Genomic DNA, 20,391 nt, shown 5'->3' on the forward strand with positions numbered 1-20,391 from the left:
GAAAATTATGAAACGCAGTAAAGCAGTCCAATTACTTTTAATCAGTGCAACTCCTTTTTATTTAACAGCCTGTAATCAGCAAGAACATAACCTTAAAACCGTAACTGAGGTTAAAAACTATAAAGATTTACAAGACTGTTTAGATGATAAACAAAATCCTTTAGTTTGCTCAAAAGCGTATACAGCTGTTAAAGATCTAGAGAAGAAAAATCCATTAATTTACGATAGTAAAGAAAATTGTCTGAAAGATTTTGATGATGATTTATGTGTTGATGATACGAACTCTACATCCTCCGGTTCAACAACGCATAGAACCTATGCTCGCTCCTCTGGTTTCCAACTCTCCAGCACCCGAGAAATTGTTGTGGATAAGCAAGGTAATACCATTGACCCAGTGGTGGATGACTATGCTCGCTCAATTGCTCAAAAAGAATCGCAATATATAGTAGAACCGCTCTATAAACCGAGAGAAGGGCGTAGTCCTACTAACCTGAGTGCAGCAACAGAAAGTAGTGGGATTCACGCTTCATCAACAGGCTCAACCTCACATGTCGTTGGCGCTGCTGTCACAGGGGCTGCTGCTGGCTATATGGCCAACAAAATGATGGCTAATAAAGACAGCTCCTTTTCTTTTACAGAAAGGGCACAAAACCAGCCAAGTGTTAAGCGTTATGGTTCTGGTGGAGCTTATAAGAACTCAAGCTCTTCTTCAAAAACTTATCGTAGTAGCTCATCAAGTTATCGTAGTGGCTTTTCAAGGTCATACAGCCGTAGTTACTTTGGGGGCTAAATGAAGCGAGTTATAAGTTCACCGAGAGAAAATTGGCAAGGTATTGCTGAGTCATTAGGTTTTTCTTTTCACAGTATTGGCGGTGCACCTTATTGGGATGAAACAGCCTACTACCAATTTACACTTCAGCAAATTGAGCAGGATTTAGAGAAGCCTACTGAAGAGCTTCATGAAATGTGCATGAGCTTGGTGGCTGATGCTGTTAAAGATGAGCTGTTATTAAAACGCTTAGCTATTCCCGAGGATTATTGGCAATATATTGCGGATACTTGGAAAAATGGAAGCCCACATCTTTATGGGCGTATGGACTTTTCGTATGATGGACGCTCTGCTGCTAAATTGTTAGAGCTAAATTATGATACGCCAACCTCGTTATATGAAAGTGCTTTTTTTCAACTGGTTTGGTTAGAGCAGCAAATTGCTGCGGATCAACTACCCCACCATTCAGATCAGTTTAATTCGATCCAGGAAAAGTTGACGTTAGCTTTTCAATTAAATAACTTTGCACAACCATTTTATTTCTCCGCAGTAGGCGATTCAGAAGAGGATCAAGGCACTATTGCCTATTTTAGAGACATTGCTGAGGGGGTAGGATTAGTTACCCGTAATATCAATGTTGAAGATATTGGGTTGAACAAGCAGGGGCTTTTTGTTGACTTAGACGATGAACCAATAAAAACATTGTTCAAACTATATCCTTGGGAGTTTATGTTTGAAGATGATTTTGGTAAAGCCATTATGAGTAGTCAAACTTGTTTTGTTGAGCCTGCGTGGAAAGCGATTTTATCTAATAAAGGTATTCTCGCATTGTTATGGGAGAAGTTTCCTAATCATCCTAATTTACTCCCTTGTTTTATGGATCAAGATCCTACCTCAAAGCTTCCGTCTGGTTGGGTTCGTAAACCCTTTTTATCAAGAGAGGGAGCTAATGTAGAAATTTGCACTCATGATGCGCAACGTATTGAGGAAGATGGGCCTTATATAAACTCACCTTTTGTGCGGCAGGCTTTTTGTCCGTTACCTTGTTTTGAAAAAAATTATACGCTAGTGGGTAGTTGGGTTGTAGGCGATCTTGCAGCCGGAATAGGTATTCGCGAAGACGATACGCTAATTACTAAAGATACTAGCCGTTTTTTACCCCATATTATTTTAGATTAATGATAATGAAAAAATTAGTTATTTTAATGGCCTATACTGTAACCAGTATCTTCTCCTTATTAGCGTTATCTGGCTGCGGAGATGGTGAAAAAACAGTTGATCAAGATGATAAAATTTCATTGGTATTCGATTATAAGGTATCCAGCGGTTTGCTTGATAGAGTTCATCGTGATATGGATACATTACTAACCAGTCAAAATATCAAGTTAGGAAATAACCATCAGTTTTTAATCAGTGAAAAAACAGGGGATAATATAGTTACCTTTTATCTTCCCGCAAACAGTATAGATCAATCAAAGAAAAATATATTAACTGAAAAATTCAAAAAAATTCAGCAAGAGTATAATCAATATCTTTATGATAAAGCACATAATATAGGCGATATTTATAAACTAAGTTTTGATACGTCTTTTTCATCAAATTATAGTAGCATGATTGACATGCTAGTAGCTAAAAATGGACAAAAAGAGGCCTATGAAGCAGCGGCTAAACCATATATTAAGCACTATGAATCGATAGTGACAATGGGGAGCCAGCATGAGTTAGTATCAAGTTTTCAAGGTTTAGTGTTAGCTAAAGCTTGTGCCGTAGAAATCAACGGACTGCCTAAGATTAATTATACAACATTAGATCTTTCAAGGTTCATACAAAAACAACGTGTATTACCTAACAACAGCTTTTATGAGGCACGCTTGGTGCTTAAAAATGCTGTGTTAACAGATGCTAGTGGTCAGTTTGATAAATTTATAAGTGAGCAGCCAGACGTCCGCAGGATTGTTCTTGTTCCTTATTTTACAAGCTCTTCTTATTATCAACAAAAACCTGTAGCAAATAGCGCTAAGGTTTATATTGTGTATGAGATGATAAAATCCGAAAAATTTAATGATACAAAAACAATGAAGTCCTGTAGTCAACCTCCTGAACTACTGCGTGCAAAACCTACGTATGAGGATAAGCAACTACACCATTTAATAGGCTATCAATTTGATCTGTATGCTGATCATAAAAAATGAAGTATTAACTTTTAAATGAGCTAGTTAGATTCGTCTTGCTGCCTGTTACAAATAGGTAAAGGGCTCCAAGCAAAATAGGAAGATCCTATATCATCTTCTTATCCACCTGAGTACTACATATCCAACTAACTGCATTAATTAAAATGTCATAGTAGTTAGTGCCTTTCTTATAGAACCATATCGAAGAAAGTAAAGTAAAACGTATTTATCAATGGTATAACTACTGTGAGAATTTGAAAGACGTCTGGGAACAGTGGAAATATATTAAAGGACTACTATAACTTTACTTTTATTAGTCGCCTCCACTAAAATTATAGTGGGCTCAATAGTTAAAAAACTGGGCTAATGTTGTGGGCGATCATGACTTGACAACGAGTTGCTTTTTTATAAACGAATATATCTGACCACTTTAAAACAAGTGAAATAATCTATCTTAATGGTATTCTTCATTTTTGTGCAGCCATGTCTTAAAAATGAAAAAAACATTAAATAGCTAAGCATAGGAATTGTTTTATGAAAGTACAAAGAGTTATTTTAGACCTATTACTTGTCTCCAGCATTGCAACCATGAGTTATGGGGCATTTGCTAAATCAACTATCTACCATCCTTATTTAACTAAAGACAGCGTAGCTGATAGCCTAGCTCTACTTCCCAAACCACCTGCCGTTGACAGTATAAGTTTTTTACGAGACAAAGAAGCCTATGAGGAAGGGCAGAGTTTAAAAAATACACCACGTTGGGTGGTAGCCAGCGAAGATGCTAACTCATCAGCCGATAACGTAGGTGAACCATTCGCCAAAGCCCTTGGTATCAATATTACAGAAAAAAATACCCCCGATACCTACCGCTTATTGCGTAATTTACGACTAGACTCAAAGCAGGGTACGCGTGCGGCTAAACTATACTATAACCGAGAAAGACCTTATGTCATGTTTAAAAGCGCTACTTGTTACCCACCTTCAGAAAAACGTCTCAGCAAAGAAGGTTCTTACCCATCAGGCCATACTACCTATGGTTGGGCTACCGCTTTAATATTGGCTGAAATTATGCCAGAACGTCAAAATGAAATCCTAAAACGAGGCTACGATTTTGGACAAAGTCGTGTTATTTGTGGTTACCATTGGCAAAGTGATGTTGATGCAGGCCGCATTATTGGGTCAGAAATAGTCGCTAGGTTACATGCAGAGCCCGCGTTTCAAAAAGACCTAGATAAAGCCAAGCAAGAACTACATGTAGGTTTAAATTATTCATCACATACTCAATTTAAAAATAAGTAGGTTGATAACTTGAAGAAAGCTCTCTATTAAAGGTGGGGCAGATCAAAACCTACAGCAATATTTTAGTGATTCATTTGTGCTAAATGATATCGTGTTGTAAGTAAAATTTTATATTCCACGTAAATGCTTACTTGGTCTATTGGTATTGATATCTTCTAGTAAGGTTATTGTGTCCGTAATAATTTGCTGATAGATATCTTCCTCATCTTTGAATGTAGAGTCTAGCCATGGAGCGTAATGATGTAGTGTGCGGTTAGTAATTAAGCCGTTTTTTTGTAATGTTTTCGCTAATTGAAAAAACATTTTTCCTGAATCGGTTTGTTCACCTAAGTGGTATTTATGAGTTATTTTTATTGCATTCACTTGGTCAAATCCTAGCTCTTTATAAAACTGTATAATTTTCTCTGGTGCAAAAGTTGACTGCCAGAATTGGTCAAAACAATACCATGCCCAGTCTTCAGCCTCATTACGATCACTTTTATTGAGTGTATCTAATTGCTGTAGCCAGTCAATGCCAAATTTATGATGAGAGGCTTCGTCAGACATGACGAGTCGGCAAAGTCTTTGTAATGCGGGGTCTTTAGATTTTCTTGTGAAATAAGAGAGGCTCGACATACCCAAACCTTCTAAAATGACTTGTACACCAACAATCTGCAAGTGTATACGTGGTGCATTAATTATTTTGCTTAGTAAATTTTTATAAACTGATCTGATGGGAACAGGAGCTTGAAAGCGATGTGTTATGTATTGATTAAAACCAGAAATATGCCGCGCCTCTTCTCGAGCTTGGTTAAGGGCATATTCAACAGCACTAAAATTAGCGAGCATCTTTGATAAGTTAACGCAGGCAAAAGTAGCTGCTTGCTCCGCATAGAGCATGCCCGTTACCATTTTTGCAGCATAAGTATTTATGTAGAGCAGTTTTTGCTCGGTATTTAAAATATTGCCTAAAGGCCCTTGTAACTCAGGAAAGTTTGATTCATCTAAAAGAGCTTGCTTGTGGCAGTCAAAGCCATCAGTAAAGTCTAAATAGGCGCTATCCTTAGGGTTCCAATACCGTTTATGAGTATTAATTAAGTAGTTATCAAATGCATTAAGTGCTTGGCTAAAATGAGGATTTTCAATAATATCAGGTGAGTCTGTTGTTTGCGCTTTTTCAAAAAAAATAGTCATGTTTAGAACCTTAATGCCTTGCAAAGAGAGACGATAACTATACTATAGAATACTTTGGTGTTCACTGTTAATCCTTTAACTGTGTCACAAAGTGTCTATATTGTTACCATTTATACTTTAAACCCACACTTACCCCATAACTTTCTGTGGACTTATTGCCTACAATGCCATTCACTTGGCCAAATACTTGGAGTTGTTTTGTAAGGTTTTGCTCTACACCTGTTTTTAGTTCAAATAGGTTTTTGGCCCGGTTATTATTGACTTTACCGTCATCCATTGTCACTGAAGCATATTTGTTTTGGTTCCAGTAGTTGGTTGTTAGGAATAGTTGTGTTTGGTCTGTTTGAACTTGGAAACGAACCCCCAGTCTTGAGCGCCACTGACCTTTTTGGTCTTTTATGTGTACACGGGTTCCATTTTTTTCAGTGTAGTTAAGCGCACTGTTACTGCCATAGATAAATTGTACTTGTGGCTCAATACTCCATACTTTTTGTTTTTCCTTACTAAGAATTAATCCATAACCTGTTTCAAGAGATATGGTATTTCCTTCAGTATTAAATACTTCTTTCTCTAGCTCTTCACCTTTTACTTTGTTACGAAACCAGTTGTATTGGGCGTAGCTATCTATATATAGACCACCATTTTCTGGTGTTTGGTCGTACCATGTAGCGTAGATACCAGCTGAGTAGCCATCTGCATTGCCTGTTGAGTGATAGTTGGTCAGGTCTGATTTTGTTCTGACTTCTGCTCGTGAGTAGCCTATCATGACGCCTAGGTGAAGTTTATCTTTCTGGTAGAGGTCTGTACCTAGGTGGAGCAATTTACGAGTTGTTTTATTTTCTAGTTGGTTGTTTTTTCCTACTAGATATTTATCATGACTGTATTGTACCCGCATCCATGATGATTCATAGTGTTGATTTAATGTTTGTTGTCTATCGTGAAAACTGTGGTTGAATGCTGTTAAGTTGCTTTCAACAAGGCCTATGTAAGAGGCTGCCTCTGGCCTTAGGTAGTTAATTGTGTTGCCACTCCCAGATTGTTCGGAAGTTAGATACCAGTTATTAGGATTAGTATTTAAAGTATCACTACCTCTAACTAGGTAGTAATCATAAGCACCAGCAGCAATACGGCCTTGCTGTTTAAATATGCCATTGGAGTTACCTTGAATATTGATAAGCTCAATACCTTGTATAGTTTTATCACCAAGCCCTCCAAGGTTATTGACTTTAACGTTGGTTGTACCTGCGGTGTCGCCTGTTATTATTAGTTTGTCAGTTGGTGAGCTGTCACCTGCTAGCTCTGTGTCGAATACGATAGTTCCACCATTTCCTTGATAGTTACCATCGATAGTTAGTGTTGATGGTTGAGTATCTTTATAATGGCCAATATTAATAGTTCCACCCGTATTGAGTACGGTATCACCTACGGTACCTGTGCCTGTGAGTGTACCACTATTATTAACTTCTAATTGACCACCTAATATACCATTGACTTCTAAAACGCCACCATTTACTAAAGTTTGCCCATTAAATTGACTATTGTCTCGGTTAAGCACAGTAACTCCTGATTGCGTTACTAAGAAGCTATGATCTGCGCCACCACCTTTTAGCTCATATGTAAACTCATAGTTAGCTGAGTAGTCATTATGGTTGAAAATTATTGAGCCTTGGCCTTCTCCAAAATCAATTTCAGAAGCATTTAGTACGCCAACTTTACCTTCGTCACCCTTGAAGATTAATGAACCTTTACTATCTGTTGAGTCCGTGAGATGTAAAGCACCTGTTCCTTCTGTAATATTAACCTGAGTTTCATCTGCTAAATAACCTGACCAATAACCAATATTAACGACAGCACCATCATCAATGGTTAAACTCCCAGTTCCACCTTGAGAACCCAGCGTCAATTCACCGATACCAACTTCATCCACTTCATTGGCCGAAGTCATATTGTTTTTATTGCCAAGAACATTGAAGCGACTGTTTTCACCTGAGATTAAGACATGTCCTTCTCCGCCATTTTTACCTATGACAGTTTCATTAAATGATCTTAATTCACCACCATCAGATACATTAATATATCCTTTGCTACTAGTGTCTGTGCCAACTATTAAGCCATTATAAAAATTGGCACGGCTACTATAGGTAATTGGATCACCATTAGCATCAACTCCTTGTTTTTGCCCGGATATATTTAAATTACCTACTCCTCCGTCTTGACCGATGACTCCTTTTCCATCAATGTTAGGATCATATGTTAAGGGATAAGATACAACAAGTTTACCACCACCCAATATATTAGCTGTTCCAGTACTATTTGTACCACTTCCTAAGAGAAAAACAGGCTCACTAGTGTCATAATTTTTTGCAGTGCCATTAACGTTTACATCAGAACCATCAATATTAAGCAGTCCTGAACCTCCATTACTACCAAGTGTTAACGAACCTGTATCAAAACTAGCTTGAGATAATGATCCTGTAGATGGAGCTTTACCAGTTCCTAGTATATTGATTGTTCCTTGGCTTTGCAGGCCATCACCAACAAGAGTAGATTTATTAGCATAGCTAATGTAATTCTTATAATCTGGGTTAGCCCCTCGCTTATCAAAAGTAAAAGTACCTTGCCCACCATTTTTACCAACAACTAGCGATGATTCCTGATCATTTTGTATGCTGTACAACTCATCACTTACAGTAATATTTAGTGATCCTGCTTCACCCTGGGCACTACCAATAATAATTTGATTATGATCATTACTTTGCCACTGAGTAAACCCATTGAAATTATTATCAAGTTCAACGTTGGCTTGCCCTTTATTAATGACAATATTTTCCATTGAAAGATCAGGGACTTTGCCTATACTCCAATTACTATCATCTTTGTAGTTTCCATCATTACCAATCCAATAAGCATCGGCTAACGAATGAGTTGAAATCAAAGAAAGTATTGTGGCAACAAGAGGTTTTAAAACAAAGATAGATTTTTTCATCATTAGGACTAAATAAAAATTATTTCTCTATACTAGAATTGCAATCAATTCTCTTTGAATGGGCATAAAAATACAAGTATACTTAGGTGTTTTTTTCTAAAATTTTTGCTATTTGGTGAACTGTGTCTATAGTTAATAGATCCTCGACGGGTATGGGGGTTTTGGTATATTTTTCTATTGCTGCAACAAGGGTTGCGAACTCAACACTATCTATATCTTTTAGATCGTTTATTGTGTGGGTTGATTTTATATCGTTTTCTGGAATATTTAACGATTTAGCCAAAATTGACTTTGCTAGTTGCTCGTAATTCATGTTATTTACTCTGGCGGTCTTTTACTTTAGTGTATAGCTCAACAAATCTATCGCTTATGATTTTACCTGATGGGGTCAATGGTAATTCATTAACAAAAACAATATCCGCGGATAGATTAAATTGCTGACTAATTTGTTTTTTTAATTGCTTTTTAATAACTTGAAAAGTTGATGATTGATTGTGTTGAATCATTACAACGAGCCTATCTTCTTGTTCAACTTCAATGCTAGAGACTACAATGTTATCAGCGGTTAATTCATTGTTATTGCTAGCGATAAATGTTTTAATATCTTCTGTCCAAATATTACGACCACGAATTAGAATAACATCTTTTTGGCGGCCTAAAATAAATAAATTATCTTCATGTAAATATCCAATATCACCGGTATCTATGATTCCATTATCAGAGTCTAGGTTGCCAATTAATGTATCTGTTTCTGCATTATTTTTAAAGCAAATATTGCCCACTGAGCGACCAGAAATAGGATTAGCATTTTTTATTGTTAATTGATAGCCTGATAGTGGGTGACCACAAGAAACCAGTTCTTTATTTTCAAAATGGTCTATTATAACTGGTTCGCCTGCTCTTTTTGCCGAAATGGCTAAAATGGCCTCTGTCATGCCATAACTAGGAAGAAAACAGTTAAACTCAAAGCCATAGGGTGCGTATAGGTGATGGAATTTTTTCATAACCTCTAAGTGAATCGTATCTCCACCTATTCCTGCTACTCTCAGCGTGGATAAATCTAGGTCACTTGCCAATTCATCAGTAAATGCTCTAATAGCGAGCTGATAAGCAAACATAGGTGCATAGGTGATAGCTGTTTTATTGCATGACATTAACTTCAACCATAAAGAGGGTTGTCCTACAAAGGTGAATGGAGAAAAACAATCGACAGAGCGTTGCCCATTGACCGAGGCGATAATAAAACCTATTAACCCCATATTATGATAAAAAGGTAACCAAGAAAGTGAGCGGTCCTCTGCACGCAGTTTCATAACCTCTTCAAGTACAATACGAACATGCTCACAAACATCGTGATTGTAAATTCTAATCCCCTTAGGTTTTGAAGTAGAACCGGATGAAAATTGCATAAAAGCAACTGTATTTTCTTTGATCGGGGAAAATTGTGTAGAGTCAGTGAGTAGTTTTGAGTGTTGAGCTTCTTGAGTAAGTTGTTCGAAACTAATGCATTTCAAAGTATTAGTGTTTTCAGTAAAGAACGCATTGATTAATCCATTTGAAGCGATTAAGAACTTAGCTTTGATTAAGCTTGCCATGTGCAATGTTTTAGTAGCGAAAGTACTCCGCTCAGCGACAGAGGCAAACATAGGACATGGACAAATTATAATTCCAAGGTACTGGCAGGCATAAAAAAGAATAAGAAATTCCGCACGAGTTTCAGCAATAACAGGTAAATGATCGCCCCGCTTTAATCCTAGCAGTAATAAGCAATGAGAGACCCGTAAAGATTGATCTAATAAATCTGTGTAAGATAAAACTTGTTCTAATTGTGCGTTTGCATTATAAAAATTAAAGCCAGTGTTGCCTTTTGCTGCGTATTCTAAAGCATTCGTTAAGTCGGAAAAGCCACTTGTTTTGAAAGGGAGTACGGTATTTGTTGTAGGTGTTAACGTTAATGTGGTCATGTTTCCCCTCATTTAAACGATGAAAAAATAATGACGTCTAAGCGTTCGCCATCCGCCCCAAGACATTCTTTTTTCAACACAGCTTCTAACGAAAATCTTGGGTTTGCAGTAAAACTAAATAACATAGGTACATTTTTTCTTAAGACGCGGGCAACTATTTTTTCTGCACCACGATATAAATAAAAATAATCTAATAGTGCATCAATTGTAGCCCAAAATACTTTTTTCCCTGAATAACTTGTTTCTCCTATACCCGCTGCTGAAATACTACCTACGCGATGCTTTAAATCGATATCAAAAGTGTAAAACCCAATCAAGGCTTTGTCAGTTTTATCGAAAATACCAATAAAATAGTTTGTTAGGTTATTAAAGTTACATATAAATTGGCGTAAGCTTTCAAGAGAGAACTGTAGTCCATGTAAGTTTAATCCGGACATCATACGTTCACAGTTTAACCAAGCTAAAAAGTGCTCATTTACATCTTGTTCTGTCAGTGTGCGCAAAATAAAACTATTGGTTTCTATAAAAATAGGAGAAGGCTTTAAGGAGCTCATATTAACCTGAGTATTTACGAATTTTTTTTGATTATAACATTAATAAAGTAGTGAATTATTAAAAATAATGTAATCAAATAATTAGCTACTTTAGAAAAGAAAAAACATATTGAAACAAACTCTGCGCGCCTCATGAATACAAAGTAATTACTGTTATTAAATGATGTTATTGTTTAAATGCTTAATTTATATACAAATAAAGGAGATTAATTTCTCCTTTATTTGTGTGTATTACGTTGTTTCAATGTTAATAATCATTAGTTAGATGTATGGGTTGGGGCGCTATTACTAGCTGGCCATATATTGTAGCTTACTTTAAAAAATCTAAAAATTGCTTAATAGTTTCCTCAGGGATTTCTTCATGGGGGCTATGCCCACATTCCAATGCTTTCCCTGTTACTTGTGTAGCTTTTTTTTGCCATACCCCTACAACATCATACAGTTTTCCAACCGTTCCTTTAGCACCCCAAAGTAACAATAAGGGGCATTGTATTTTATTTTGATTATCCGCTGCATCATCTTCTAAATCTATGGTGGCTGCAGCACGGTAGTCTTCACAAATAGCATGAATGGTTTGAGGATTATTGTAGCAACGTAAGTATTCAGCAAATGCTTCAGTTTCTGTTGCTCCCTCAGTTTTTAGTTGGCCTGCAATATGACGTTGTAAAAAGAAAGCAGGATCGCTACCGATGAGCTTTTCAGGGAGTGGATAAGGCTGAATTAAAAAGAACCACCAAAAATAGCGAGTGGCAAACTCTTTATCAGTTTTTTCATACATGGTTGCTGTTGGGCAAATATCGATAAAAATACAACGTTCTACTGATTCTGGATAATCAAGCGCTAATCGATGACCAACCCGAGCACCGCGGTCATGTCCTGCAAATGCGAATTTATCATAACCTAACTGTTGCATTAATAAGATAATATCTTTTGCCATTTCTCGCTTAGAGTAAGTGCGATGTTTGTCGTCACTTTCAGGCTTACTGCTATCACCATAACCACGCATATCGAGCATAATGACTGTATATATTTGCGCCAATTGTGGAGCGATTTTTCGCCAGCTCACATGGTTTTGAGGATGTCCATGCAAAAGTACTAGAGCTTTTCCTTGTCCTCCAATGGCTACTCTTAGCTTGATGCCATTAGATAAATAGATATCTTTTAATTCAAAATTTTTAATAAAGGGTGAGGGTCCAATATCGACGACACTTTCTGGATGTGGGTGATTCATATAAATTGCCTCAATAATTCTAATATTATAGGGTTATGCAGGTTTATTCACATCTAACCAAGGGTTATGTTGGTAATACTGTTGTTCAAAGGCTTTAATTTGTTCTTGATATTTCAAGGTAAAGCCAATAGCATCAAGCCCGTTGACTAGGGCATATTTTTTAATTTCATCCACCTCAAAGACTATTTGCTCATTAGCGGTAACAATTTGTTGTTTGACCAAATCAATGGTAATTTCGCTATCGGTTGTACTCTTTGCAACATGACTTAGATAAGCCAATTCATCTTCTGTTAAGTTAATAGTGAGTACACCGTTACGCTGACAGTTATCATTAAATATACCTGCAAAACTACTACCAATTAAAGCACGAATGCCTATTTGTTGTAGTCCCCAAACAGCATGCTCACGGCTAGAACCACAGCCAAAGTTGGCACCTACCAGTAAAAATTTTGCTTGTTGCCACGGTTTCTGATTTAAAATAAAGTCAGGATTAGGGGCACCATTGGCTGAAAATCTTAGATCAAAAAATAGACCACGGTCTAAGCCTTGTCGGTCAATTCCTTTTAAAAATTGTTTAGGCATAATGACATCAGTATCTATATTGGGTGCTAACATGGGGGCTAACGTACCCGTTACACGTGTAAAGCTTTTCATTGCATGCTCCTTACATAAATTCTCGAACATCGGTTAAATAGCCTTTTATCGCTGCGGCAGCAACCATTTCAGGACTCATTAAATGGGTTCTAGCCCCAGCCCCTTGTCGGCCAATAAAGTTTCTATTGGTGCTAGAAGCACAGCGATCGCCTGCTTCTAATACATCTTCATTCATGGCGAGGCACATAGAGCAACCTGATTGACGCCACTCAAAACCTGCTTCAATAAAAATCTGGGCAATGCCTTCGCGTTCGGCTTGCTCTCTGACTTGGGTTGAACCTGGAACTACCATGGCTTTAACATGGTTGGCTATTTTATGACCTTGTAAAATAGTTGCTGCACTTCTTAAATCTTCGATACGTGCGTTGGTACAAGAACCAATAAACGCATGGGATATTTTTATATCAGTAATCTTAGTATTGGATTCAAGCCCCATATATTCCAGTGCTTTTTGTATATCGCGATAGGCTGCCTCATCTTTTGTTGCTTCTAGGTTAGGTGTTTTATCGTTAATCATTACCGCCTGATCAGGGCTAATTCCCCACGTCACCATAGGGGTTAAGGACGTACAATCAAGGGTAATTTCTGCATCAAAGACAGCATCAGAATCGCTGTATAGCTGTTGCCAAGCGAGCATCGCTTGGTCCCATAAGGCACCTTTAGGCGTTTTTACACCTGATCGTATATAGTCATAGACTTTTGCATCTGGCGCCATAAAGGCCCCTCTAGCACCAGCCTCTACCGCCATGTTACAGATAGTCATTCGGCCTTCCATATTTAACGCATCAACCACTTCTCCCGTGAATTCTATGGCGTAGCCTGTGGCTCCCGAAGCGCTAATTTTTGCAATAAAAGCAATAATGACATCTTTTGCAGTGACACCGTGTCCTAAAGTTCCCGTTAGATTTGCTCGCATGGTTTTGAGTTTTTTATAAACCAATGTCTGGGTCGCTAATAGGTGTTCAATTTCTGATGTTCCTATTCCAAAACCGAAAGCGCCAAATGCGCCATAGGTTGTTGTATGGCTATCTCCAGCGGCAATGACCATGCCGGGTAAGCACATGCCTTGTTCATGGAAAACAACATGTTCAATACCTTGTCGTTTATCGGTAACATCAAATAACTCAATATTAAAATCGCGGCTATTTTCTCTAAAGTAATTAACCTGTAATTGCCCGCCAGCATCGGTCATCTCAGCATTTCGGAGGGGGCGAGTAGGGTTTACGTGATCGACATTTAATAGTGCTGCTTTAGGGCTCCATACTTGACGGCTAGCTTGCCTTAGTCCAGTAAAAGCTTGTGGGCTGGTATACTCATTAAGAATGGTTCTATCGATATAAAGCAGTACGTTTCCTTCATCATCTAAGTGACGGATCGTATGGGAATCTATTAATTTCTCATAGAGGGTTTTAGGCTTCACGGGATGCCTCCTATTAAGGTTTTATCATCGGTTTTGTGTAGGATAAAACAAATAACCGTTGATATTAACTAGGCAGTTGTGAAAACACTATTTACGAATCGTGTTTAATTAATCAATTATAATGTTAATTTTGTTATACTATAGATGTCTTATGACTGCCTTCTGGATGCTTATGCAAATCGCTAATTCTGAAAAACCTCTACTTGAAGACCTAACCGTTTTTTTAGCGGTATTGCACCACCATAGTTTTATTAAAACAGCTGCTGCATTAGGTGTTTCAACGGCTTATGTGAGTAAAAGAATAAAAATCTTAGAGAATACATTAAAAACTAAGCTTTTTCATCGTAATACTAGGCGGTTAGTATTAACGGATGAGGGGCTTAAGTTGCAAGATTTTGCGGTTAAATTAGAAGCTGATATGGATGAGTTATTGTTTCAAATGGCGTTAGCAAAGAGTGAAATATCAGGTAATATTAATATTTGTGCTTCTTTTGGTTTTGGTGGAAACATTGTCACTAAAGCTATTTCAGAATTAGTAAATCAGCATCCTAAAATCAAAGTTAATTTGCACCTCACCGACCAAGAGGTCGATTTAGTAAACAGTGGTTTTCACTTAGAAATTAAAGTAGACAATCAAATTAACAATCAAGACATTGCACGGCAATTAGCGACTAATTACCGAATCTTATGTGCCTCACCAAGTTATCTTAAAAAGAATGGAATACCCAAACACTTACAAGATTTGCAAAACCACCACTGCCTGTTTATACAAGAAAAAAAATCTTCCCTAGGCACTTGGCATTTAGAAGGGAAAAAGGGGAAGGAAACCGTTACTTTTCAAAGCTCATTAACCTCGAATAGTGGCAATGTGGTCTTACAATGGAGTTTAGACGGCCATGGTATTATCTTAAGGTCAATTTGGGAAGTGCAACAATACATCGATGCAGGTTCATTGGTTAGGATCTTGCCTAATTACATACAAAGTGCAAATATTTGGGCGGTGTATCCAAATAAGCTTTCTCAGTCAGCCAAGTTAAAAATCTGTGTTGATTTTTTTGCTGAGTATTTTGAAAAACATGGGGTGATTAGCTTTTATTAACATACTAATAATTCGTAATAATTGCTCTGAAAAAAGTGTACTTATTATCTGCTTACATTAAAATAGGTTAAGTAATTATTGCCTATAGACTGGCTGTTATTTACTTTTTATCCTTATAACCCATCTTCCTAAAATACGCCTGTTATCAGTCTTCATTGATCAATCGCTGCCAATATATGTATTGGCTAATTTTAACGTCAGACGGCATTATTTGAGGAGTGAGTATAGAGATGAGAAGCTGCAAGCTTGGGCTGAGTTAGGTAAGCGAATGGAAGAAATATTAACATCTTAAAATAAAATATTATGACATTACATTATGGTAGTTTGATTTGATAAATGTAGATATTATTTACTTCAAGTCTACAAATTTTGAAAGCTTATTACTCATATTGTTAATATTAAATAAAGCCCCTAAAATTTACAGGCTTTTAAAAGGGGAGAAACTATCAGGTGCTATAGGCTTCTAGTATTTTCTTATGCCAATTTGGAGAGTTAGTTTTTTCAGATACTGCAATTATGATTTTATGTTTTTATTCATAAAGAGAGCAAAGTCGAGGTCAAGCAACAAGTTTTGCTTCAAAGGGAAGGGCTTAAAATATTATATGGGACCTAAATGATGCAGCAAAATCTCTCAAGTGTGTTATGCTTAATAAGCAATTGCCCGAACTTACTTGATATTATACTTCAAGCAAGTATCGACTAGATTCTTGCTTAATCTAAAAAAATTTACTATAGATTCTTTATCCTTAGTTAAAAACGTTTATACCTGTAATGATGAGGAAAGGTTGAACTTCATTATTTAGCGAATAATATAATTAACAAGTGCAATATTTTGTTGTAATTAATAGCTTTATTAAGCTTTATAAAATTAATAACTATCCTTTACCATACCCTATCAATCAAGCAGATTAGTAGCTTTTAAAATGAACTCCCATTTAACAAAATTTTTTTTATTAATTATTAGTTTTCTTCTACTATCAAATAATTTGATGGCAGAACCAAAAGAAACTGATTGGTTAACTTTAATGCCTAAAGAAGATCAGCAAGCATTAAACAATATGCCCGAACTAGTGCTGCATAATACCGCTGAAGCGCCAAGCCAATTCGGTAAAATCGGCGGTTTAAAACAGCAAGATAAAACACTTCCTAAAGTCATGTACTCTACCAATACAGTTCCAAGTTTAGAGGGAAAAAGGATTAGGATAGGAGGCTATCCAGTTCCAATTGAATTGAATAAGCAAGGAAAAGTAATTCAACTATTTATTGTACCTTATCCGGGTGCTTGCATTCATGTACCACCACCACCTCCAAATCAAATTATTTTGGTTAATTACGAAAAGGGAATAGAGCTAAAAGATATTTATGAGCCTATTTGGGTTATCGGCAAACTACATATTGAAGCCATCAGTAATGACCTTGCTGATGCATCCTATAGTATGCAGGCAGATAAAGTACGTCCCGTGGAGGAGAGTGATTTATAGTGAGTTATTCCTCTGTCATATAGGGAGATAAACTTGCTCCATCTAACAAATATCCAGCCTCTGCCAACTCATTATTTATAGGTGTGACGTGCAGTACTCCTGTAACCCAATAAGGTTTTGCGGTATCTTCGTAGCTGATAGACATCTTGCTTTTTATATATACGATCTGATTTGGAGGTGGTGGTGGTACATGAATACAAGCACCTAAATAAGGAACTAATAAAAACTCGCTGGCTTGTTGTCTCTCATCCAGTGTGATAGGGACAAGATACCCTGGGATTCGCACATACAATCCATCTAGAGCTTTAATCACTGAAGCATCAGTAATTACCTGTTTAGTTGCAAGATTACTCCCGTATTTATCAGGTAACACTATTTTAATTTCTCTAAGCTTATCGGTAGGCCTAAGATCAGACCATTTTAATGAGCGTATTGAAGGCTCAGCAAAGTTATAAGTCGAGAATAATGCAACTATCACTAGTGTCATCAGTTGTTTTAACATTCTATCTCGTCCTTTTACATTTTAATGGACAAACCATCGGTTAATGATTGACAATAAGCGCGCCACGCAGGTATTAGCCCTATAATAACACTTGCTAATAAAATACCTGCCAATAAACTCCACTCATAATAAGAAGGTAAACTTAAAGGAAGATATAATCCATACTGTGCCTGCAAGTAAGTTTGACAAATTAAAATACCTAGATACAGAATAATAAGACCTAGAACAATACCTGTAAAACCCAATAAAAGTGCTTCTAATACTATTAGAAATGTTATTTGCCAAGGTTTTGCACCCACTGATCGCAAAATGGCCATCTCTCTTCTGCGCTCATTGAGACTAGTTAGAATAGAGGTTAACATGCCGATTAAACCAGTTAACACTACAAATAGAGAGACGACGAATAGTGCTTTTTCAGCAACGCCCATTAGTCCCCACAGTTCTTGTAAAGCAACACCAGGTAAGATAGCCATTAATGGTTCTTGTGAATAGTCATTAATTTTTCTCTGGACGGAAAATGTGGCAATTTTACTTTTCAAGCCTAATAAAAAGGCTGTAATTTGTTGAGGCTTTAAATCCAATCCCCTAACATTATCTGGTGAAATACTATGACCTTTAGTTGGTGGAATGCCATTTTGCCAGTCAATATGAATTGCCTCCATCCCTGCTAAGTTAATATGTAAAGTACGATCAACAGGAGTTCCTGTTTGAGCTATGATACCTACTACTTTAAAAGGTTTATCATTGTGTTTCACTAGGCTAATAGAACTTACACCGTGAGCGAGGACAATTTTATCACCCATCTTATAATTCAAAGCTTTCGCTACTTCTGAACCTAATACTACATCAAATACATCGTCAAAAACTTTCCCTTGAGTTAAGTGTAATTGTTGCTTATGACCGTATTGATAATATTTAAAATAATCTTGGTTGGTGGCTAGTACACGATAACCTTTATGCGAGTCGCCTAAAGAAATAGGTATGGCCCATTTTACCTGAGGTAGCTGACTAATTTCTTGGTAGCTTGACCAACGAATATTATTGGTCGCATTGCCTATACGGAATACTGAATATAGGAGTAAATTCACTGAGCCTGAACGTGCGCCTACAACTAAATCTGTTCCTGAGATGGTACTTGCAAAGCTGTTCTTAGCTTCGGTCCTGATGCGTTCAACTGCCAATAATAGACATACTGAGAGCGCTATAGCCATGACTGTTAATATTACCGTGAATAATCTGTTTTTCAAACTAGCAAAGGCTAAAAAAAATAAATACATCTAAGTAAGCCCTCTTGCAATATTGATCTCAGGCAGAGATAGATTTTTATCAAATAAAGGTGCGAGGGTTTGATCGTGGCTAACAAATAATAAACTGCTTCCTGCTTTTTCACACTCAGCAAATAACAATTTAAGAAAGACTTCTCTTGTATCTGTATCGAGTGCTGAAGTAGGCTCATCGGCAATAATAAGTTCTGGCTCTCCTATTAATGCTCTAGCTGCAGCTACTCTTTGCTGCTGTCCAATGGAAAGCTGATCAGCTCTTCTCTTATATAAAGCGGGATCTAAGCCTAAATTATTTAACAGTGTATCTGCAGCTTTTTCTAGTGAGCTAAAACGATTTATAGCTTTTTGAGCTCTTGTTTTAGAAAAGCGACAAGGCAATAACACATTTTCTCGTACAGATAAAAAAGGTAATAGATTAAACTGCTGAAATACATAGCCTATGTGCTCAACTCTAAACTTATCTCTCGCTGTGGCCGATAAGAGCGTTAGTTCATGCCCTAATAGTTTAATACTGCCTTTATTAGGTTTTTGGACACCACTTAATAAACCTAATAAAGTTGTTTTACCACTACCTGATGGACCCCTAAGAAATATTTTTTGCCCACAGTTTAGTTTAAAATTTGCAATATTTAAAAGTTCAGTTTGTTTAGGCCATGCAAAGTGTAAATCTGTTAATTCAAGTAAAGTAGTCATTTATTCTTATTGATTTAGTTTAAATTGGCTATTAGTGGATGTTAAGTTTGCACCTTTTTGACCTTCTGTACCTATATATTGTAAATTAATCTGTTTAGTGAGAGGAAATACTTTGAAGAAATTAGCAAAATCTAACTGTTTTAAAGCATCTGGCTGCTTACAGGTAAAGCTATATTGTGCCTCAATATCAGAGTGATGATGTGCTTCTTTTTCTTCATGGCCTGATTCCGCCTTATGCACATCTTTTTCTTTTGCACTACCAAAAACAGCACCTTCTACATTAGTTGTTGTTAGTGTACATTGGGCATTATGGGCAATGGCAAATAAAACCAGTGGATTCTCCAGCTGTTGTTTAGCTAACTTTGCTACTTCTTTATCAGTCGTGGAGCTTGGCGCATACTCAAATCCTGTAATGCTCGCCGCAGGGCCATCTACCTCCAATGCAAGCACATTATGATTTAGTGCTACGTTGATATCTATCTTACCATGTTCGTGGGCCTCTAAACTCCCATGTTCATGAGCATACAATATGTCAAAAGAAATAAAAGGAACACAACACAACGTAGCAACTATTATTTTTCGCATGATAATTCATCCATATAATAAAAAGATATGTTATAATATAACAAATAAAAAATAAATTCCCTATTATTTCAAATAAAATTAATGATAAACTAACCATACTCATTAGTTATAAGAGTAGCCTAGTAGCCTTTTTGTAAAAAATTGGGATCTATTTTGTTCTAATAGGATTATTTGACTTGCTGGTAATAAATAATAAACGAGTAAGTATTTTATTAAATAGAATTTTAGAGCATGTTTTCATTCATGGACTTCATTTCTAAAATAATCTAAATCAATCGGGAATCTACATTACCCAACACTAACTAACGACCAAGATTATCTAACATGGTTACTATCATGTCTAAAAGTCGTCATCACTACAAATATCTCTTATAAAAACATATACTGTTATACTTAAAGTGACGTAAATATATTCATTTAAATCAACGATTTTATAGTATATTTAGCTCTATTGTGATCGGTAGATATAATATTCATATTCAAAGTATTTGTCGCTTATTCAATTTGAAAGTAAACTGATAAATTAT

General features: G+C 36.6%; 18 protein-coding genes. 6 read left to right on the forward strand and 12 right to left on the reverse strand.

All coding sequences use genetic code 11. From position 1 onward, the window contains the following. The first annotated feature begins 7 nt into the window (after positions 1–7). The 4 genes from DM558_RS02480 (at position 8) to DM558_RS02495 (ending at position 4,239) form a co-directional block, all read left to right on the forward strand. Positions 8–790, forward strand: coding sequence for a DUF1190 domain-containing protein (locus DM558_RS02480; RefSeq protein WP_127161896.1), 783 nt, complete (start codon positions 8–10; stop codon positions 788–790). Further along, a complete protein-coding gene (locus tag DM558_RS02485) occupies positions 791–1,948 on the forward strand; it encodes a glutathionylspermidine synthase family protein (RefSeq protein ID WP_127161897.1) in 1,158 nt (385 codons plus the stop codon). 5 nt (positions 1,949–1,953) lie between these two features. Then, complete coding sequence (locus tag DM558_RS02490; RefSeq protein WP_127161898.1) at positions 1,954–2,961, forward strand: hypothetical protein; 1,008 nt, start codon at positions 1,954–1,956, stop codon at positions 2,959–2,961. A gap of 513 nt (positions 2,962–3,474) precedes the next feature. After that, positions 3,475–4,239: an acid phosphatase gene (locus tag DM558_RS02495; protein ID WP_127161899.1), complete on the forward strand. Its 765-nt coding sequence runs from the start codon at positions 3,475–3,477 to the stop codon at positions 4,237–4,239. Positions 4,240–4,347: 108 nt separating this feature from the next. On the opposite strand, the gene DM558_RS02500 is transcribed toward DM558_RS02495, so the two are convergent. The 8 genes from DM558_RS02500 to leuC all read right to left on the reverse strand — a co-directional run bounded on the left by DM558_RS02500 (position 4,348) and on the right by leuC (position 14,221). Next, the gene (locus DM558_RS02500) at positions 4,348–5,412 is read right to left on the reverse strand and encodes a ferritin-like domain-containing protein (RefSeq protein ID WP_127161900.1); all 1,065 of its coding nucleotides are present in this window, start codon (positions 5,410–5,412) and stop codon (positions 4,348–4,350) included. A gap of 103 nt (positions 5,413–5,515) precedes the next feature. Continuing rightward, the gene (locus tag DM558_RS02505; protein WP_127161901.1) at positions 5,516–8,401 is read right to left on the reverse strand and encodes an autotransporter family protein; all 2,886 of its coding nucleotides are present in this window, start codon (positions 8,399–8,401) and stop codon (positions 5,516–5,518) included. Positions 8,402–8,480: 79 nt separating this feature from the next. After that, entirely contained in the window at positions 8,481–8,711 is a 231-nt protein-coding gene (locus DM558_RS02510) for an acyl carrier protein (RefSeq protein WP_109702487.1), read from the reverse strand. 1 nt (position 8,712) lies between these two features. Further along, positions 8,713–10,362, reverse strand: a complete 1,650-nt coding sequence (locus tag DM558_RS02515) for an AMP-binding protein (RefSeq protein ID WP_164731225.1) — start codon at positions 10,360–10,362, stop codon at positions 8,713–8,715. An 8-nt stretch (positions 10,363–10,370) separates the two neighbouring features. After that, positions 10,371–10,916: a GNAT family N-acetyltransferase gene (locus DM558_RS02520; RefSeq protein WP_127161903.1), complete on the reverse strand. Its 546-nt coding sequence runs from the start codon at positions 10,914–10,916 to the stop codon at positions 10,371–10,373. A gap of 310 nt (positions 10,917–11,226) precedes the next feature. Then, positions 11,227–12,147, reverse strand: coding sequence for an alpha/beta fold hydrolase (locus DM558_RS02525; RefSeq protein ID WP_127161904.1), 921 nt, complete (start codon positions 12,145–12,147; stop codon positions 11,227–11,229). Between the two features lie 33 nt (positions 12,148–12,180). Continuing rightward, positions 12,181–12,801: a 3-isopropylmalate dehydratase small subunit gene (gene leuD, locus DM558_RS02530; protein WP_127161905.1), complete on the reverse strand. Its 621-nt coding sequence runs from the start codon at positions 12,799–12,801 to the stop codon at positions 12,181–12,183. A gap of 10 nt (positions 12,802–12,811) precedes the next feature. After that, on the reverse strand, positions 12,812–14,221 hold the full coding sequence (gene leuC, locus DM558_RS02535) for a 3-isopropylmalate dehydratase large subunit (RefSeq protein ID WP_127161906.1): 1,410 nt from the start codon (positions 14,219–14,221) through the stop codon (positions 12,812–12,814). A gap of 151 nt (positions 14,222–14,372) precedes the next feature. On the opposite strand from leuC, the gene DM558_RS02540 reads away from it, so the two are divergent. After that, positions 14,373–15,320 (forward strand): LysR substrate-binding domain-containing protein, encoded by a 948-nt coding sequence (locus DM558_RS02540; protein WP_164731226.1) that lies wholly within the window; start codon positions 14,373–14,375, stop codon positions 15,318–15,320. Between the two features lie 923 nt (positions 15,321–16,243). After that, positions 16,244–16,801 (forward strand): DUF3299 domain-containing protein, encoded by a 558-nt coding sequence (locus tag DM558_RS02545; protein ID WP_127161908.1) that lies wholly within the window; start codon positions 16,244–16,246, stop codon positions 16,799–16,801. A 4-nt stretch (positions 16,802–16,805) separates the two neighbouring features. Here DM558_RS02545 and DM558_RS02550 read toward each other — a convergent pair whose 3' ends face one another. Genes DM558_RS02550 through DM558_RS02565 form a run of 4 tightly spaced genes read right to left on the reverse strand, consistent with a single transcriptional unit; the run spans position 16,806 to position 19,864 of the window. Further along, complete coding sequence (locus DM558_RS02550) at positions 16,806–17,303, reverse strand: DUF3299 domain-containing protein (protein WP_127161909.1); 498 nt, start codon at positions 17,301–17,303, stop codon at positions 16,806–16,808. 14 nt (positions 17,304–17,317) lie between these two features. Beyond that, positions 17,318–18,580, reverse strand: a complete 1,263-nt coding sequence (locus DM558_RS02555; protein WP_127161910.1) for an ABC transporter permease — start codon at positions 18,578–18,580, stop codon at positions 17,318–17,320. After that, the gene (locus tag DM558_RS02560; protein ID WP_127161911.1) at positions 18,581–19,279 is read right to left on the reverse strand and encodes an ABC transporter ATP-binding protein; all 699 of its coding nucleotides are present in this window, start codon (positions 19,277–19,279) and stop codon (positions 18,581–18,583) included. A gap of 6 nt (positions 19,280–19,285) precedes the next feature. Next, positions 19,286–19,864 carry a DUF2796 domain-containing protein gene (locus DM558_RS02565; protein WP_127161912.1) on the reverse strand — a complete coding sequence of 193 codons (579 nt, stop codon included), beginning with the start codon at positions 19,862–19,864 and terminating at the stop codon, positions 19,286–19,288. Positions 19,865–20,391 lie beyond the last annotated feature (527 nt).

The organism is Entomomonas moraniae (assembly GCF_003991975.1).
Lineage (GTDB): Bacteria > Pseudomonadota > Gammaproteobacteria > Pseudomonadales > Pseudomonadaceae > Entomomonas > Entomomonas moraniae.

Excerpts from the sequence above, each read along its gene's own strand:
- DM558_RS02480 (WP_127161896.1), top strand. The coding sequence starts at position 8 with ATGAAACGCAGTAAAGCAGTCCAATTACTTTTAATCAGTGCAACTCCT.
- DM558_RS02485 (WP_127161897.1), top strand. The coding sequence starts at position 791 with ATGAAGCGAGTTATAAGTTCACCGAGAGAAAATTGGCAAGGTATTGCT.
- DM558_RS02490 (WP_127161898.1), top strand. The coding sequence starts at position 1,954 with ATGAAAAAATTAGTTATTTTAATGGCCTATACTGTAACCAGTATCTTC.
- DM558_RS02495 (WP_127161899.1), top strand. The coding sequence starts at position 3,475 with ATGAAAGTACAAAGAGTTATTTTAGACCTATTACTTGTCTCCAGCATT.
- DM558_RS02500 (WP_127161900.1), bottom strand. The coding sequence starts at position 5,412 with ATGACTATTTTTTTTGAAAAAGCGCAAACAACAGACTCACCTGATATT.
- DM558_RS02505 (WP_127161901.1), bottom strand. The coding sequence starts at position 8,401 with ATGATGAAAAAATCTATCTTTGTTTTAAAACCTCTTGTTGCCACAATA.
- DM558_RS02510 (WP_109702487.1), bottom strand. The coding sequence starts at position 8,711 with ATGAATTACGAGCAACTAGCAAAGTCAATTTTGGCTAAATCGTTAAAT.
- DM558_RS02515 (WP_164731225.1), bottom strand. The coding sequence starts at position 10,362 with ATGACCACATTAACGTTAACACCTACAACAAATACCGTACTCCCTTTC.
- DM558_RS02520 (WP_127161903.1), bottom strand. The coding sequence starts at position 10,916 with ATGAGCTCCTTAAAGCCTTCTCCTATTTTTATAGAAACCAATAGTTTT.
- DM558_RS02525 (WP_127161904.1), bottom strand. The coding sequence starts at position 12,147 with ATGAATCACCCACATCCAGAAAGTGTCGTCGATATTGGACCCTCACCC.
- leuD (WP_127161905.1), bottom strand. The coding sequence starts at position 12,801 with ATGAAAAGCTTTACACGTGTAACGGGTACGTTAGCCCCCATGTTAGCA.
- DM558_RS02540 (WP_164731226.1), top strand. The coding sequence starts at position 14,373 with ATGACTGCCTTCTGGATGCTTATGCAAATCGCTAATTCTGAAAAACCT.
- DM558_RS02545 (WP_127161908.1), top strand. The coding sequence starts at position 16,244 with ATGAACTCCCATTTAACAAAATTTTTTTTATTAATTATTAGTTTTCTT.
- DM558_RS02550 (WP_127161909.1), bottom strand. The coding sequence starts at position 17,303 with ATGTTAAAACAACTGATGACACTAGTGATAGTTGCATTATTCTCGACT.
- DM558_RS02555 (WP_127161910.1), bottom strand. The coding sequence starts at position 18,580 with ATGTATTTATTTTTTTTAGCCTTTGCTAGTTTGAAAAACAGATTATTC.
- DM558_RS02560 (WP_127161911.1), bottom strand. The coding sequence starts at position 19,279 with ATGACTACTTTACTTGAATTAACAGATTTACACTTTGCATGGCCTAAA.
- DM558_RS02565 (WP_127161912.1), bottom strand. The coding sequence starts at position 19,864 with ATGCGAAAAATAATAGTTGCTACGTTGTGTTGTGTTCCTTTTATTTCT.